The following is a 14,762-nucleotide window of genomic DNA, read 5'->3' on the forward strand; positions in this document are numbered from 1 at the left end:
GTGTCTCGCGTCCGAGCGCTCGAGACTCGCGCCTGCGGCGCATGCGCTTCGAGCGCTCGGACGCGAGACGGGCCACGAACGGCGCTCGATTTCCTCGCGCGTCGTGCTTGCGTATGTGTGTAGGTGCGGCACGTAGATGTGTCGTGTGATGGGGGTGATCAGCCCCCGGGTTTGCACGGCCCAGTCGATGTCGCGGGTGAGCTGACTCACTCGCGCGGATGTCATGTGGTGGGAGTGGTCAGCTCAGACTTTGCGCGGCCCAGCCAATGTCGCGAGCGAGCCGGCTGGGCCGTGCGGATGTGTCGTGTGGGGGTGATCAGCCCAGGTTTTGCACGACCCAGTCGATGCTGCGGGTGAGCTGGCTGACGTCCTCCGGGTCGATTGCGGGGAACATGCCGACGCGCAGTTGGTTGCGGCCGAGTTTGCGGTATGGCTCGGTGTCGACGATTCCGTTGGCGCGCAGGATCTTCGCGACGGCGGCGGCGTCGACGGAGTCGGCGAAGTCGATGGTGCCGACGACCTGCGAGCGGTGGGCCGGGTCCTTGACGTACGGGGTGGCGAAATCGCTGGATTCGGCCCAGTTGTACAGGCGCGAGGACGAATCGAGGGTCCGCTTGACCGCCCAGTCCAGGCCGCCGTTGCCGTTGAGCCACTCGATCTGGTCGGCGAACAGGAGCAGGGTGGCCAGGGCGGGAGTGTTGTAGGTCTGGTCCTTGGTGCTGTTGTCGATCGCGATCGGCAGCGACAGGAACTCCGGCGTCCACCGGCCCGAGCCCTTGATCTCCTCGACTCGGGCCAGCGCGGCGGGGCTCATCAGCGCGACCCACAGGCCGCCGTCGGCGGCGAAGCACTTCTGCGGGGCGAAGTAGTAGACGTCGGCGTCGGTGATGTTCACCGGCAGGCCGCCCGCGCCGGAGGTGGCGTCGATGGCGATCAGCGCGTTCTCCGAGCCCGCCGGGCGCTGCACCGGAATCGAGACGCCGGTGGAGGTTTCGTTGTGCGCCCAGCCGATCAGATCGGCCGACGGATCCGACACCGGCTCCGGCGCGCTGCCGGGCTCGGCCGAGACCACGATCGGGTCGCCGATGAACGGGTTGCCCTTGGCCACACTGGCGAACTTCGAGCTGAACTCACCGTTGGTGAGATGCAGCGAACGCTCCCGGATCAGGCCGAACGCGGCGGCGTCCCAGAACGCGGTGGTGCCACCGTTGCCGAGCACGACCTCGTAACCGTCGGGCAGGCCGAACAGTTCGCGTAGGCCCGAGCGCACCCGCGCGACCACATCTTTCACCGGCTTCTGCCGATGACTGGTGCCGAACACCGAGGCGCCGACGGTCACCAGGGACTGCAACTGCTCCGGGCGCACCTTGGAGGGGCCACAGCCGAATCGACCGTCGGCGGGCTTGAGGTCGGCGGGAATCGTCGGGAGCGCAGTGGTCATGCGAACAGGGTAAAGCGTGTCGGACCTGCCCGGTTCGTGCGGGTCGGCACCTGTGCTCGAGGCCACGGACGCCGAGTACGCGCGCCGCGCCGGAATTGTCCCGGTCCGCTCGGGTTGCAGTGGAATTGCTGTGTCGCGGACCACACTCCAGCTAACCTTTGCGCCCATGAACATGGCGCCGGCGAACTCGGGGTGGCGATTGCTCGGACGACGACCACGATCCTTCGGGCTGCGCGTCGCCGCGATCTCCGATGGCGCGCGCCGGGAGTTGCTGATGCGCGGCGCGCAGGGTTCGGCGACCATCCTCGGCGTGCGGGCGAGTTCGAAGGCGGCGGCCGGCGAACCCGCGGCGCCCGGGCACGTGTTCTGGGTCCGCGTGCTGGTCGACGGAATTCCGCCCTACGAGACCAGGATTCGCCAGCGCGTGTCGGCGGCGAACCTGGAGTGGATGCAACCCGGCGACGTGGTGTGCTGCCGCGTCGACCCGGGCGACCGGGAGCGATTGGTGCTGTATGTGCCGGATTTCGCGGAGACCGGCCGGGCCAGCAGCTCGAAGATCCTCGCCGACGGCCGCCGCGCCGACGCCACCGTGCTGGCCGCGACGCCGGTCGCCGCGGACTACTCCGGCCGCGACGACCCGGTGCTCCGCCTCGATCTCGAGCTGCGCGCCTGGGACGAGCCCACCCCGTGGCTGGTCCGCCTCGTGCAACCGGTGCCGTTGTCCGCGATCGGCCTCGTCGATCTCGGCCAGCACCTGGAGGTCGCCTTCTTCACCGTCGACCACGGCGAATCCGTCGCGGTCGACTGGGCGGCCTCGCTGGGGGAGGACTGAACGCGGTCACAGGTGCACGAAGGTGAAACCCATGTCGCGGATCGTCGGCAGCACCGCGATCATCCCCGCGCCGGTTCCGGACTGCGGGCGATGCATGTGCGCGAGCGAGATCGCGCCCGGCGCGGCGGCATTCATCGCGCCCTGCACCTTGGCCGCGCTCGCGGTCGCGCCGTAATCGGCGTTGATGCTGAAACCCACCGGGGTTTCCCCCAATTCGTTCACGATGGCGACCGCGACGTCATCGTAGTGCGCGGTGCCCGCGCGGAAGAACCGCGGCGGCCGGCCGACCAGCCCGGTCAGTCGCTCGTGGTTGGCCCAGACCTCGTCCGCGACCTCCTGCGCCGAACCGGTGCCCGCGATCCCGTAGGCCGCCTGCCCGTTCACCGACAGCGGCTTGTGCGCCACACCGTGATTGGCCAGCTCGAACAGCGGGTTCATGGCCAGCTGCGCGGCCCGCTGCTGGTTCGCGTCGATCCAGCGCTTGTTCAGGAACAGCGTCGCCGGAATCTGCTGAGCGATCAGGAAGTTCACCAGCGATTCGTCGATGTCGTTGTTGCCCGCCCCGCCGCACGCGTCGAAGGTCAGCGCCATCTGCTTGCCGGTGGCCGCGAACGTGCTGAGGATTCCCGGCATGGCCACGCCCCACTGCTGAGGGTGCGCACCCGCGTGCCGGGCGACGACCGCGGCGGGGGAGTTGTCCGGCGGTGGCGGCGCGTTCTTGGCGACCACGGTGGAATTGCCCGCGACCGGGGCGCGGCCGGTCGAGCTGGGCTGTGCGGGCGTTTCGCTCTGCGCCGTGCCACATCCGGTGGTGGCCAACCCAGCGGCCAGCGCGGCGCCGACGCCGAACATCCGCCGGCGAGACATGCCTTTTTCCATCATCCGTAAGCCCTCTTTCCGAAGTCAGCCCCGGATGCTACGCGAGCCGAACGTCCAAGTGGTGCAGGACATTCGGCTCGCGGTCATACCTTCTATCTATCGCTAGGCGTGCGAGATGGCCGCCCAGCCCGCGACCTCTTCCGGGCCGCGCGGGGCGGGTCCGGTGTAGATGGCCGCCGGGCGCACCAGCTTGCCGAGCTGCTTCTGCTCGAGGATGTGCGCACACCAGCCCGCGGTGCGGCCACAGGTGAACATGGCGGGCATCATGTGCGCGGGCACCTCGGCGAAGTCCAGGATCACCGCGGCCCAGAACTCCACGTTGGTCTCGATCGCCCGGTCCGGGCGACGCTCGCGCAGCTCGGCCAGCGCGGCCTGCTCCAGCGCGGCGGCCACCTCGTAGCGCGGGGCGGCCAGCCGCTTGGCGGTGGCACGCAGCACGCGGGCACGCGGGTCCTCGGCCCGGTACACCCGGTGCCCGAAGCCCATCAGCTTCTCCTTGCGATCCAGGATGCCCTTGACCAGCGCCCGTGCGTCGCCGGTCTTTTCGACCTCTTCGATCATCGGCAGCACGCGGGCCGGAGCGCCACCGTGCAGCGGGCCGGACATCGCGCCGATCGCGCCGGACAGCGAGGCCGCGACGTCGGCGCCGGTGGAGGCGATCACGCGCGCGGTGAAGGTGGAGGCGTTCATGCCGTGCTCGGCGGCGGAGACCCAGTACGCGTCGATGGCCTCGGTGTGCTTCGGGTCCGGGTCACCCTTCCAGCGGGTCATGAACCGCTCGGTGACCGTGGTGCACTCGTCGATCTTCTTCTGCGGCACCGCGGGCTGGTAGATGCCGCGCGCGGATTGCGCCACATAGGACAGCGCCATCACCGAGGCGCGGGCCAGGTTGTCCCGCGCGGTCTCGTCGTCGATGTCGAGTAGCGGCTGGTAACCCCAGATCGGGGCGAGCATGGCCAGGCCGGCCTGCACGTCGACGCGGACGTCGCCGGTGTGCACCGGCAGCGGGAACGGCTCGGCGGGCGGCAGGCCACGACCGAATTCGCCGTCGACCAGCAGCGCCCAGACGTCACCGAAGGTCACCTGGCCCTCGACCAGCTGCTCGATATCGACGCCGCGGTAGCGCAGCGCGCCGCCGTCCTTGTCCGGCTCGGCGATATCGGTGGTGAAGGCCACCACACCCTCCAGGCCGCTGACGAAATCGCTGGGTACGGCGGTCTGGCCGGTAGGCACCGCGGGGCTGGTAGTCATGTTGTGACTTCTCCTTGCAATTTCGAGCACATGCCGATCACCAACACCTTAGATCCTTGCTACCCCGGAGTAACGTCTGGCCCATGCGTGACCTGGACAATTCACCCGGCGGCCAGGAGACGGCCGATTTCGCGCCGAGCACCGATCTCGCGGGCATGCGCGCCGAGTACGGCGGCGCCCCGTTCGGCAGCGGCGAAGACGTCGATCTGGACGAAACCTGGTTGGCCGGCGGCTGGGAGCCGTTGTTACGCCACTGGATCGAGCAGGCGACCGCGGTCGGTGTCGCCGAGCCGAATGCCATGGTGCTGGCCACCGTTTCGCTCGCCGACGGCACGCCCCGGCCGGTCGCCCGGACGGTGCTGTGTAAAGGCCTCTCGCCCGAGGGTGTGACTTTTTACACGAACTACGACTCGGCCAAGGGCAGCCAGCTGGCGGCGGTCCCGTTCGCCGCGGCCACCTTCGTCTGGCCCGCGCTCGGCAGGCAGGTGCATGTGCGCGGGGCGATCGAGCGGGTCGGCGCCGAGACGACCGCGGTCTACTGGCGCTCCCGCCCGCGCGACTCGCAGCTGGGCGCCTGGGCGTCGCGGCAGTCCAAGCCGATCGGCTCGCGCGCCGAGCTGGACCGCACCATGGCCGAGACCATCGCGCGGTTCGAGGACGTCGACGAGATCCCGGTGCCGCCGCACTGGGGCGGGTTCCTGCTCCGCCCGGACGAGGTGGAGTTCTGGCAGGGCCGGCGGGGCAGGCTGCACAACCGGATCCGGGTGCTCATCGCGGACGGGGCGATGCAGGTAGAGCGACTACAACCCTGACCTTGTCCCCGGCACTCGCTATGCTGCCGCCGGTGAGACTGCTGGCCGACACGACACCGCTGCGAAATCCGGACTATCGGCGCCTGTGGACCTCGGGTGTGGTCACCATCATCGGCGCGCAGCTGTCCATCGTCGCGGTGCCGCAGCAGATCTTCCAGATCACCGGCAGCTCCGGATATGTCGGCCTGGCCGGGCTTTTCGGCCTGGTGCCGCTGATCGTGTTCGGGCTGTGGGGCGGCGCGCTCGCGGACGTGATGGACCGGCGCAAGCTGATGCTCATCACCAATGCCGGCACCGGCCTCACCGCGGTGGCGTTCTGGGCGCAGGCGGTGTCCGGCATCGACAACGTGTGGGTGGTGCTCGGCCTGTTCTCGGTGCAGCAGGCCTGCTTCGCGGTGAACCAGCCGACGCGCAGCGCGACCATCCCGCGCTTGCTGCCGGAAGACCAACTGGCCGCGGCCAATTCGCTGAGCATGACGGTGATGCAGTTCGGCGCCATCGCCGGGCCGGTGCTCGCGGGCGCGCTGATTCCGGTGGTCGGGCTGCCCACTCTCTATCTGATCGACTCGATCGCGTTGCTCGCCACGGTGTGGGCGGTGTGGCGGCTGCCCGCGCTGCCGCCGACCGGGACCGCGCGCAAGGCCGGATTCCGTACGGTGCTGGACGGTTTCGCGTATCTGGCGACGCAGCGGATCCTGCTCGCGTCGTTCGCGGTGGACGTGATCGCCATGGTGTTCGGCATGCCACGCGCGCTGTTCCCGCAGATCGCACACGAGACGTTCGGCGATCCGACCACCGGCGGGGTCGCGCTCGGCCTGCTGTTCGCGTCCATGTCGGCGGGCGCGGTGCTCGGCGGGGTGTTCTCCGGCTGGATACCGCGGATTCGCCGCCAGGGGCTGGCCGTGCTGATCTGCATCGCGCTGTGGGGCGTGGCCATGATCGGCTTCGGGGTCGCCGTCGGATTCACCGGACACGGGCTGGGGCTGGGCCTCGGGCTGTGGCTCGCGCTGATCTGCTCGGCCTTCGGCGGCGCGGTGGACATGGTCTCGGCCGCACTGCGGGTAACCATGTTGCAGCAGGTCGCGACCGATGAGATGCGCGGCAGGCTGCAAGGCGTATTCATCGTCATTGTCGCAGGTGGGCCGCGAATCGGTGATGTTGCCCACGGTTTTGCGGCGGCCAGTCTGGGTACCGCTGTGGCCGCGGCCGGTGGCGGCGGGCTGGTGGTGATCGGCGTGGTGATCGCCGCCGTGGCATTCCCGGCATTCCTCCGATACCGAGTAGGCCGCGCACATGCGGAAATAGTGGCACCATGAGCCCTGCGAATATCTGGCAACCTCAGTTCGGTGAGCGGCAACCACCTCACGTGGCCTTGAGATGAATGTGAGGTCGCGCAGGACTACCCTCCTGGTTGTCCGCGTCGGTGAACGTCTAGCGTTGAGACAAGTGCATCGTGCGCCGACCGCGACGGTGCCTACGGTTCTAGCCTGAGAGGGATCCTTCCGTGCCCGCTGAGAACATCATCAACGTCGACGAAGACGCCAAGCCGGTGCTTACCTACCCCGGCGGGGAGTTCCCGATGACGGTCACCAAGGCCGCTGAGGGCAACGACGGAATCGAGCTGGGAAAGCTCCTGGCCAGCACGGGTTACGTGACCTACGACCCGGGCTTCATGAACACCGCCCCGACCAAGTCGGCGATCACCTACATCGACGGTGAGGCAGGCATCCTGCGCTACCGCGGTTACCCGATCGACCAGCTGGCCGGGACCTCGACCTTCATCGAGGTCAGCTACCTGCTGATCTACGGCGAGCTGCCCACGCAGGCCCAGCTGGACGACTTCACCGACCGGATCCGCAGGCACACCCTGCTGCACGAGGACCTGAAGCGGTTCTTCGACGGCTTCCCGCGCAACGCGCACCCGATGCCGGTGCTGTCCTCCGCGGTGAACGCGCTCTCGGCGTACTACCAGGATTCGCTGGACCCGCGCGACCCCGAACAGGTCGAGCTGTCCACCATCCGACTACTCGCCAAGCTGCCGACGATCGCCGCCTACTCGTACAAGAAGTCGGTCGGCCAGCCGTTCCTCTACCCGGACAACTCGCTGAGCCTGGTGGAGAACTTCCTGCGGATGACCTTCGGGTTCCCGGCCGAGCCGTACGAGGTCGACCCCGAGGTCGCCGCCGCGCTGGACATGCTGCTGATCCTGCACGCCGACCACGAGCAGAACTGCTCCACCTCGACCGTGCGGCTGGTCGGCTCCTCCGACGCCAACCTGTTCACCTCGGTGTCCGGCGGCATCAACGCCCTGTGGGGCCCGCTGCACGGCGGCGCGAACCAGGCCGTGCTGGAGATGCTCGACGGGATCAAGTCCGACGGCGGCGACGTCAAGGAATTCATCCGCAAGGTCAAGAACAAGGAAGACGGCGTGAAGCTCATGGGCTTCGGGCACCGCGTCTACCGCAACTACGACCCGCGTGCCGCGATCGCCAAGAAGCACGCCGACGCGATCCTGCAGAAGCTGGGCAACGACGAGCTGTTCGACATCGCCCAGTCGCTGGAGGAGGCCGCGCTGACCGACGAGTACTTCGTCGAGCGTCGCCTGTACCCGAACGTCGACTTCTACACCGGCGTCATCTACAAGGCCATGGGCTTCCCGACCCGCATGTTCACCGTGCTGTTCGCCATGGGCCGGCTGCCGGGCTGGATCGCGCACTGGCGCGAAATGCACAGCGAGCCACTGAAGATCGGCCGCCCGCGGCAGATCTACACCGGCTACGGCGCGCGCGACTACCGCGAGATCACCAATCGTTAGCTCCACCGTTTCACCCACCATCACCTATCGAAGGGGATAAGCCGAATGACCAAGCCGGAGATCGAGTTCCAGGGCGGCCCCGCGCCTGCCGAGCTGGTGATCAAGGACATCATCGAGGGCGAAGGCAAGGAAGCCGTGCCCGGCGGCAACGTCGAGGTGCATTACGTCGGCGTGGAATTCGACACCGGCGAGGAATTCGACTCCTCGTGGAACCGCGGCGAATCCATCAACTTCCCGCTGCGCGGCCTGATCCAGGGCTGGCAGGACGGCATCCCCGGCATGAAGGTCGGCGGCCGCCGCCAGCTCACCATCCCCCCGGCCCTCGCCTACGGCCCGGCCGGCGCCGGTCACGCCCTCGCGGGCAAGACCCTGGTCTTCGTGATCGACCTGCTCGACGCTAGTTAATTTGCCGCGTGGCCGCGGCGTGTTCGCGGCCCGCGGATGTCTCGTGTCCCAGCTGTCGAGACTCGCGCCTGCGGCGCATGCGCTTCGACAGCTGGGACACGAGACGGGCCACGAACGGTCGCTCGTAAGACTCGCTCCGTAGTGGTTGGGTCGGTGGTCCGTGTTCCTTCTTCTCGGGAACGCGGACCATTGTCGTTTATTGACGCACGATTTCGACTGGGTCGGTCAGCGCGAGGGCGAGGGCGGACTGCTGGGCGGTGCTGCGCTGGGGGAGGGATTGGACGGCCTTGTCGGTCTGGGTGCTCAGGTTGCCGACGATGGTCTGCAACTGGGTGACGCCGCCGGTGAGCTGGCTGATGGCGCTGACCAGTTGGGCGCCGCCCTCGTCGGCCAGCCGGGGCAGGTCCTCGGCCAGCTTCGCGCCCTCGTTCAATTGCGCACTGGCACTGGTCATCCGGTCGACCACGGTGTGCAGCAGGGTGCCGAGGTCGGTGCTCGGGTCGACCGCGCCGCCGACCAGGGAGCCGAGGCCGGTGAGCTGTGCACCGGCCTGACCTGAAATGCCTTGCAGCGCTTCGAGCTTCTTGATGATGTCGGCCAGCGCCGGATCGCCGGCGAACGGCAGCGCGCGCAGCGGCGGCAGGATCTGGTCGAGTCCGGTACTCACCGTGTTCGCCGTCTGCTCCACCTGCGCGATCGTGATGCCGGTCGAATCCAGTGCGACGGCAAGCTGATTCGCCTGCTTGGCCGCGCCGTCAACGGTCGAGTTCAGCAGCGCGATCGCCGAAGTCAGCTGTGCGGAGCCCTCTTTCGCGAAATTCAGGAAGCCGAGCAGCTGGTCGGCGCCCGAGCTGAACTGCTCGGCGCCCGAGGCGGCCGCGTTCACCCCGGCCTTCAGCAACTGGGCAGTGAACTGCGCCTGCGTCATCTGGCTGCGCGCCTGCCCGACCGCGGACAGCGCCGCGTCGACACCCGCCGCGCCGACCCGATGGGTGACCTCGGAGACCGCGCCGTTCACCAGGCCGCTGTCCGCACCCTTGTGCGTGGCCACGGTGACCTTGGCACGACGAGGTTCCGCACCGGCCAGAGAGCCCATGGATTCGGTGAGGTCGGCGGGCAGGGTGATCACCGCGGCGTAGTCGTCGGTGCTCGCCTCGCCCGGTTTGGCCGTGGTCCATTCGTAACCGCCCGCGTCCTGCAACGCCTTGACGACCCGCGCGCCCGTCGGCCCGGCGTCGGCATTGACCAGGGCGATGCCGGTGGGGCCACTGTCCGATCGGCTGCACGCGGTGATTCCCGCACCGAGCGCGCCGGCACCGACCAGAGCAACAACGAGCAGGGCCAAGCGGGCACTTTTTCCGGTCACCCCGCTGACCCTAGAACCCCCACATGGCCTCAGCACTGGCGTTTCTATGAGAGTTCGCTAAGGCCCCGCGCACGTTCTCGCCCGCCGCGCACAGATTCTCCGCCGATGTCAGGGGGTGGTGGGGTCTGGGAGGTCGAGCACCAAGCGGATGCCGCCCAGTGTGCCGTCGTCGAAATAGGCTCGGCCGCCGTGTAATTGGGCCTGTTGGGCGACCAAGGCGAGGCCCAGTCCGGAGCCGCCCTTGCTTGCTTGGCTGCCGCGGAAGAAGCGGTCGAAGACTGCCTGCCGTTCGTCCGGTGGGATGCCGCGGCCGTTGTCATCGATGCTGATCACTATGTGCCCGTTCGGCGCTCGGTGCGCGGAGACCAGCGCCTCGGTGGCGCGGCCGTGCTTGACCGAGTTGGCCAGCGCGTTGTCCACCGCGAGGCGCAGGCCCGCGGGCAGGCCCAGAGTCACCAGCTCGGTGTCGCTGTCGATGCGCACCTTCAACCCGGGGAAATGCCGCATGGCATCGTGCGCGGCCTGGTCGCACAGGTCGCCGACATCGGTGGCGACGTGGTCGCGTTCGTTGGTGAGGTCACCGGTCGCGAGCCGCTCCAACGCCGCGAGGGTCGTCTCCACCCGCCCCTGGCTGCGTTGCAGATCGGCGAGGATCTCCGCGCGTTGCGCCTCGTCCAGGTCGAGGGTGCGCAGGACCTCCAGATCGGTGCGCATGGCGGTGAGCGGTGTGCGCAGCTCGTGCGCGGACACGGCCGCGAAATCGCGCGCGGTCTCCAGCGCGGCGGCGGTTTCCGACTGGGCCTGGTCCACCCGCTGCAACATCGTATTCACCGCGTCGGCAAGCTTTTCCGCCTCGCGCACGCCCGAGCCGTCCACCGGTGTCGGTGGGTTCTGCGGATCGGGCAGGCCGCTGCGCGCGTCGACCTGACGGGTCAGCCGGACGATCGGGCGCACCGCACGCCCGGCCAGCAGCCAGCCCAGCGCGGCGGAGGCTGCGATGGCGAACAGGGCGCCGCCGAGCACCCAGCGTCGCTGCTCGGCGGTCGCGGCGGCCGCCGACGCGGTCGGGATGCCCATCGACACCACCCGGCCCGCGGGCTGATTCTCGGTCGTGGACAGGATCCGGTACGGCGTGCCGCCGACCGGCACCGTGCGCGAACCCGGTGCCAGATCGGGCAATTGGGTCGGCGTACTCGCGATGACATCGCCGTCCACCCGAACGGTCACCGCGATGTCGTTGTTCAGCCCGGGCACGAAGCCGATGACCCGGACCACGACGACCGGTTCGATCAGCACCAGGCGCGCGGCGATCGCCAGCTGCTGATCGGATTGGCGCATGTTGTTGCGCTCGATCGCGTGAATACTGATCACGCTGATCACCGCGACGACGATGACCGCGCCGGCGGCCGCCGCGCCCGCGACCCTGGTGCGTAGCGAAAAGGCCCGGCGCCGACGGGTTTTCGACGCGGCGACCTGCGTCATTTGGGCGCCCGCAGCACGAACCCGACCCCGCGGATCGTGTGCAGCAACCGCGGCGCGCCCTCCACCTCCAGCTTGCGCCGCAGATACCCGACGAACACGTCGACCACATTGGTGTCGGCCGCGAAGTCGTAGCCCCACACCAGTTCCAGCAGCCGCTCCCGGCTCAGCACCACGCCGACATTGCGCGCCAGCGTGGACAGCAGCTCGAATTCCCGCTTGGTCAGCTCGATTTCGGCGCCGTTCAACAGCGCGCGATAGCCGGCGACATCGACCTCCAGCGCTCCGACGGTGATCGCGCCCGGCGTGGCCGGCGGCTGGGTGTCGGTCCGCCTGCGCAGCAGCGCCTTGATCCGCGCGACGAGCTCGGCCAGCACGAACGGCTTGACCAGATAGTCGTCGGCCCCCGATTCCAGCCCGGAGATCCGATCGTCCACCGAGGCCCGCGCGCTGAGCACGCAGATCGGCACCTCGTTGCCCAGCGCGCGCAATGCGGTCACCACGCCCGCGCCGTCGAGCACCGGCATGTTCATATCGAGCACGATCGCGTCCGGCGCGTGCTCGTTCACGCTGCGCAGCGCCTGCGCGCCGTCCCTGGCCACCAGCACGTGGAAACCGGAAAGCCGCAGGCCGCGCTCGACCGACGCGAGCACGTCCTCGTCGTCATCGACGACGAGGACGGTCGGGGTCGTTGGTGTCACCTCAGTCATTCTGCTCCCCGTCGCCGCGCGACTTCAGGCTGGACTCGCGTGTCGCGCCGGGCCGACCGGTGATCATCCGTGAAGGGACGGCCGTCAGTAACTGTGGCAGGAGTCGGCGACGGCCTGGATGGTCCCGCGCAGCTGGGCGTAGCGCGGGTCGTTCTGGGCCTGCTGCACGGCGTCCGGGTTCGCGTCGATCGCCCGCTGCAATTCCGCGCGGCGCTGCTCGACCGGCTGGTCGAACTTGCGCTGCAACTCGGCCTTCTGGTTCGGGTTCGCGTCGAGCATCTTGGCCAGCTGCGGAGCCTTGTCGTGCAGCGCGGCGTCGACCTGCGCGAACGAACAGTCCGAGTTCAGCAGCGGGCCGGCCAGCTCCATCGGGTCGGCGGAGGCGATCGCCGGGCTGAGGAACACGGCGACGGTGGCCAGCCCGCCCGCGGCGAGGGCGGCGACTGCGGGACGGCCAACGGAACGCTTCATGGTGTGACTCCAGTTCGTCGAGGGGTGGTTTACCAGCGCCCTCGACGCTAGGCCGCCGCACTGGCACCTTGTTGAACGTTCCTTAAGGAATCTCTGAGCGATGTCACTGTTCGCTGGAATAATCACCAGGACAACTGATTTCGTCGGAACGTGGGGTAACTGGCCGAGTACGGGCCGACCTGCGCGCGCTCTACCGCAGGTCGCCGACGCGACATTCGTGGCACCCGAGTCCGGCCTAGATGCTCGGCGAGGCGGAACGGATCTGTTCTTCCAATGCCTCGAGCACCGTCGGATCCTCGATGGTGGAGGGCACCTCGTACGGCTCACCCGCGGTGATCTGCCGGATGGTCTTGCGCAGGATCTTGCCCGACCTGGTCTTCGGCAGCGAGGTCACGATGACCGCGTCGTGCAGCGTGGCGATCGCGCCGATCTGCGCGCGTACCCGTTCGATCAGCTCGTCGCGCAGCTGCGCGGGATCGACCTCGACACCCGACTTGAGCACCACATACGCCAGCGGCCGATGGCCCTTGAGCTCGTCGGGCAGCCCGATCACCGCGCACTCGGCGACCGCGGGGTGCCCGGCGATGGCCGCCTCGATGCTGCCCGCCGACAGCCGGTGCCCGGCCATGTTGATCACGTCATCGCTGCGGCCGAGCACGTACAGGTAGCCGTCCTCGTCGAAGTAGCCGGAGTCGCCGGTGAGGTAGTGGCCGGGGTAAGCGGTCAGATACGAACGCTTGTAGCGCTCGTCGTCGTTCCACAGACCGGTGAGCGTGCCGGGCGGCAGCGGCAGCCCGATCACGATGTTGCCCTCCACATTCGGCGCCACCGGGTTGCCCTCGGAATCGAGCACCCGCAGCCGATAACCGGGCACCGGCACCGAGGCCGAGCCCGCCTTGATCGGAAGTTGTTGCAGGCCGAGCGGATTCGCGCAGATCGGCCAGCCGGTCTCGGTCTGCCACCAGTGGTCCACGACCGGGCAGTCGGTGCGATCGGCGAGCAGCACCTCGTCGGCCCAGGCGTAGGTCGCGGGATCTAGTCGCTCGCCCGCGCAGAACAGGGCGCGCAGGGACGAGAGATCGTGGCGGTGGGCCAGTTCGGCTTCCGGATCGGCCTTGCGGATGGCGCGCAGCGCGGTCGGCGCGGTGAACAGCACGCGAACGTTGTGTTCGGCCACCACCCGCCAGTAGGCGCCCGCGTCCGGCGTGCCGATCGGCTTGCCCTCGTAGAGCAGCGTGGTCGCGCCGACCAGCAGCGGCGCGTAGACGATGTAGGAATGCCCGACCACCCAGCCGACGTCGGAGGCGGTCCACATCACCTGGCCCGGGCCGATGTCGTAGATGTTGCGCATGGACCAGGCGAGGGCAACCGCGTGTCCGCCGTTGTCCCGCACCACGCCCTTGGGTTTCCCGGTGGTGCCCGAGGTGTAGAGGATGTAGAGCGGATCGGTCGCGGCGACCGGGACCGGCTCGGCCGGTGGCGCGTCTCGGACAGCGTCGTCCCAATCGAGCCATTGGGCGGCGACGGTCTGGGTGGAATCCGGCAGCGATTCGGTCGCGGCCTGCGGCGCGGAGAAGTGGATCGTCGGGAACTGCGGCCGCTGCTTCACGATCACCGTGCGCGGCGCCGTGGTCGCGGCGAGATCCAAGGCCTGCAACACAATCGGCGGATATTCGAGCTGTTTGCCCGGTTCCAGGCCGCCCGACGCTGTGATGATCAACACCGGTTCCGCGTCGTCGATGCGCGCGGCGAGCTCGGGCGCGGCGAAGCCGCCGAACACCACCGAGTGCACCGCGCCGATGCGCGCGCAGGCCAGCATCGCGATCACGGCTTCCGGGATCATCGGCAGATAGATGATGACGCGATCGCCCGCGACCACCCCGAGCCTGCTCATCGCGCCGGCGAACTCGGCAACCTTTTCCAGCAGCTCCGCGTACGTGAAAACGCCTCTGGCGCCGGTCATAGCGGAGTCGTATATTAAGGCGGGCTGATCCGCCAGGCCCCCCTCCGCCGCGCTGCCGCCGTGCACATGCCGGTCGAGGGCATTGAAGGAGGTGTTGAGGCGAGCATCGGTGAACCACCTGGCCACCGGGCGAGCAGCCGGGTCGATGATCTGGGTCGGCGGCACCACCCAATCGATGGCTTCCGCCGCCCCGGCCCAGAACTCGGCGGGGTCGACCAAGCTGGTCTGATAGACCGGTCGGTACTCGTGCCGCACGTTCAAACCCGTGACTCCCTAGCCTCGCCTCGATGCCCGCCTCGATAGATCTGGTTGATTGTGGCAGACTTCACGCGACGCCC

13 protein-coding genes are annotated in these 14,762 nt (G+C 68.7%); 5 read left to right on the plus strand and 8 right to left on the minus strand.

Features of this window, described 5'->3' with window-relative positions; genetic code table 11:
• Positions 1-316 precede the first annotated feature (316 nt).
• Entirely contained in the window at positions 317-1,441 is a 1,125-nt protein-coding gene (gene serC, locus ACFYO1_RS36665; RefSeq protein ID WP_387241864.1) for a phosphoserine transaminase, read from the minus strand.
• 166 nt (positions 1,442-1,607) lie between these two features.
• Here serC and ACFYO1_RS36670 point away from each other — a divergent pair, with 166 nt between their 5' ends.
• Positions 1,608-2,273: a hypothetical protein gene (locus ACFYO1_RS36670; RefSeq protein WP_387241867.1), complete on the plus strand. Its 666-nt coding sequence runs from the start codon at positions 1,608-1,610 to the stop codon at positions 2,271-2,273.
• 6 nt (positions 2,274-2,279) lie between these two features.
• Here ACFYO1_RS36670 and ACFYO1_RS36675 read toward each other — a convergent pair whose 3' ends face one another.
• Positions 2,280-3,140, minus strand: a complete 861-nt coding sequence (locus ACFYO1_RS36675) for a polysaccharide deacetylase family protein (protein ID WP_387241870.1) — start codon at positions 3,138-3,140, stop codon at positions 2,280-2,282.
• A gap of 114 nt (positions 3,141-3,254) precedes the next feature.
• Entirely contained in the window at positions 3,255-4,403 is a 1,149-nt protein-coding gene (locus ACFYO1_RS36680) for a citrate synthase 2 (protein ID WP_387241873.1), read from the minus strand.
• Positions 4,404-4,486: 83 nt separating this feature from the next.
• Here ACFYO1_RS36680 and pdxH point away from each other — a divergent pair, with 83 nt between their 5' ends.
• The 4 genes from pdxH (at position 4,487) to ACFYO1_RS36700 (ending at position 8,435) form a co-directional block, all read left to right on the plus strand.
• Positions 4,487-5,215, plus strand: a complete 729-nt coding sequence (gene pdxH, locus ACFYO1_RS36685) for a pyridoxamine 5'-phosphate oxidase (protein ID WP_387241876.1) — start codon at positions 4,487-4,489, stop codon at positions 5,213-5,215.
• Between the two features lie 20 nt (positions 5,216-5,235).
• A complete protein-coding gene (locus ACFYO1_RS36690; protein WP_387243123.1) occupies positions 5,236-6,531 on the plus strand; it encodes an MFS transporter in 1,296 nt (431 codons plus the stop codon).
• Between the two features lie 188 nt (positions 6,532-6,719).
• Positions 6,720-8,030 carry a citrate synthase gene (locus tag ACFYO1_RS36695; protein WP_387241879.1) on the plus strand — a complete coding sequence of 437 codons (1,311 nt, stop codon included), beginning with the start codon at positions 6,720-6,722 and terminating at the stop codon, positions 8,028-8,030.
• A gap of 45 nt (positions 8,031-8,075) precedes the next feature.
• Complete coding sequence (locus tag ACFYO1_RS36700; RefSeq protein WP_378983939.1) at positions 8,076-8,435, plus strand: FKBP-type peptidyl-prolyl cis-trans isomerase; 360 nt, start codon at positions 8,076-8,078, stop codon at positions 8,433-8,435.
• A 196-nt stretch (positions 8,436-8,631) separates the two neighbouring features.
• Here the strand turns inward: ACFYO1_RS36700 and ACFYO1_RS36705 are convergent, their stop codons facing one another.
• The 5 genes from ACFYO1_RS36705 to ACFYO1_RS36725 all read right to left on the minus strand — a co-directional run bounded on the left by ACFYO1_RS36705 (position 8,632) and on the right by ACFYO1_RS36725 (position 14,685).
• Positions 8,632-9,801: a hypothetical protein gene (locus ACFYO1_RS36705; protein WP_387241882.1), complete on the minus strand. Its 1,170-nt coding sequence runs from the start codon at positions 9,799-9,801 to the stop codon at positions 8,632-8,634.
• A 108-nt stretch (positions 9,802-9,909) separates the two neighbouring features.
• Positions 9,910-11,283: a sensor histidine kinase gene (locus tag ACFYO1_RS36710; protein ID WP_387241885.1), complete on the minus strand. Its 1,374-nt coding sequence runs from the start codon at positions 11,281-11,283 to the stop codon at positions 9,910-9,912.
• Positions 11,280-11,990, minus strand: a complete 711-nt coding sequence (locus ACFYO1_RS36715) for a response regulator transcription factor (protein ID WP_387241888.1) — start codon at positions 11,988-11,990, stop codon at positions 11,280-11,282. Before ACFYO1_RS36715 ends, ACFYO1_RS36710 begins: the two co-directional genes overlap by 4 nt.
• A gap of 84 nt (positions 11,991-12,074) precedes the next feature.
• Positions 12,075-12,461 (minus strand): hemophore-related protein, encoded by a 387-nt coding sequence (locus ACFYO1_RS36720; protein ID WP_387241891.1) that lies wholly within the window; start codon positions 12,459-12,461, stop codon positions 12,075-12,077.
• A gap of 235 nt (positions 12,462-12,696) precedes the next feature.
• Complete coding sequence (locus ACFYO1_RS36725; protein ID WP_387241894.1) at positions 12,697-14,685, minus strand: AMP-binding protein; 1,989 nt, start codon at positions 14,683-14,685, stop codon at positions 12,697-12,699.
• Positions 14,686-14,762: the final 77 nt, after the last annotated feature.

The sequence above is a fragment of the Nocardia sp. NPDC006044 genome (assembly GCF_042871115.1).
In the GTDB taxonomy this organism is placed as follows: Bacteria; Actinomycetota; Actinomycetes; order Mycobacteriales; family Mycobacteriaceae; genus Nocardia.

What these genes read in the sequence shown, in the direction of transcription:
- ACFYO1_RS36720 (WP_387241891.1), bottom strand. Translation starts at nt 12,461, where the DNA reads ATGAAGCGTTCCGTTGGCCGTCCCGCAGTCGCCGCCCTCGCCGCGGGC.
- ACFYO1_RS36675 (WP_387241870.1), bottom strand. Translation starts at nt 3,140, where the DNA reads ATGTCTCGCCGGCGGATGTTCGGCGTCGGCGCCGCGCTGGCCGCTGGG.
- ACFYO1_RS36670 (WP_387241867.1), top strand. Translation starts at nt 1,608, where the DNA reads ATGAACATGGCGCCGGCGAACTCGGGGTGGCGATTGCTCGGACGACGA.
- ACFYO1_RS36700 (WP_378983939.1), top strand. Translation starts at nt 8,076, where the DNA reads ATGACCAAGCCGGAGATCGAGTTCCAGGGCGGCCCCGCGCCTGCCGAG.
- ACFYO1_RS36690 (WP_387243123.1), top strand. Translation starts at nt 5,236, where the DNA reads ATGCTGCCGCCGGTGAGACTGCTGGCCGACACGACACCGCTGCGAAAT.
- ACFYO1_RS36715 (WP_387241888.1), bottom strand. Translation starts at nt 11,990, where the DNA reads ATGACTGAGGTGACACCAACGACCCCGACCGTCCTCGTCGTCGATGAC.
- serC (WP_387241864.1), bottom strand. Translation starts at nt 1,441, where the DNA reads ATGACCACTGCGCTCCCGACGATTCCCGCCGACCTCAAGCCCGCCGAC.
- ACFYO1_RS36680 (WP_387241873.1), bottom strand. Translation starts at nt 4,403, where the DNA reads ATGACTACCAGCCCCGCGGTGCCTACCGGCCAGACCGCCGTACCCAGC.
- ACFYO1_RS36710 (WP_387241885.1), bottom strand. Translation starts at nt 11,283, where the DNA reads ATGACGCAGGTCGCCGCGTCGAAAACCCGTCGGCGCCGGGCCTTTTCG.
- pdxH (WP_387241876.1), top strand. Translation starts at nt 4,487, where the DNA reads ATGCGTGACCTGGACAATTCACCCGGCGGCCAGGAGACGGCCGATTTC.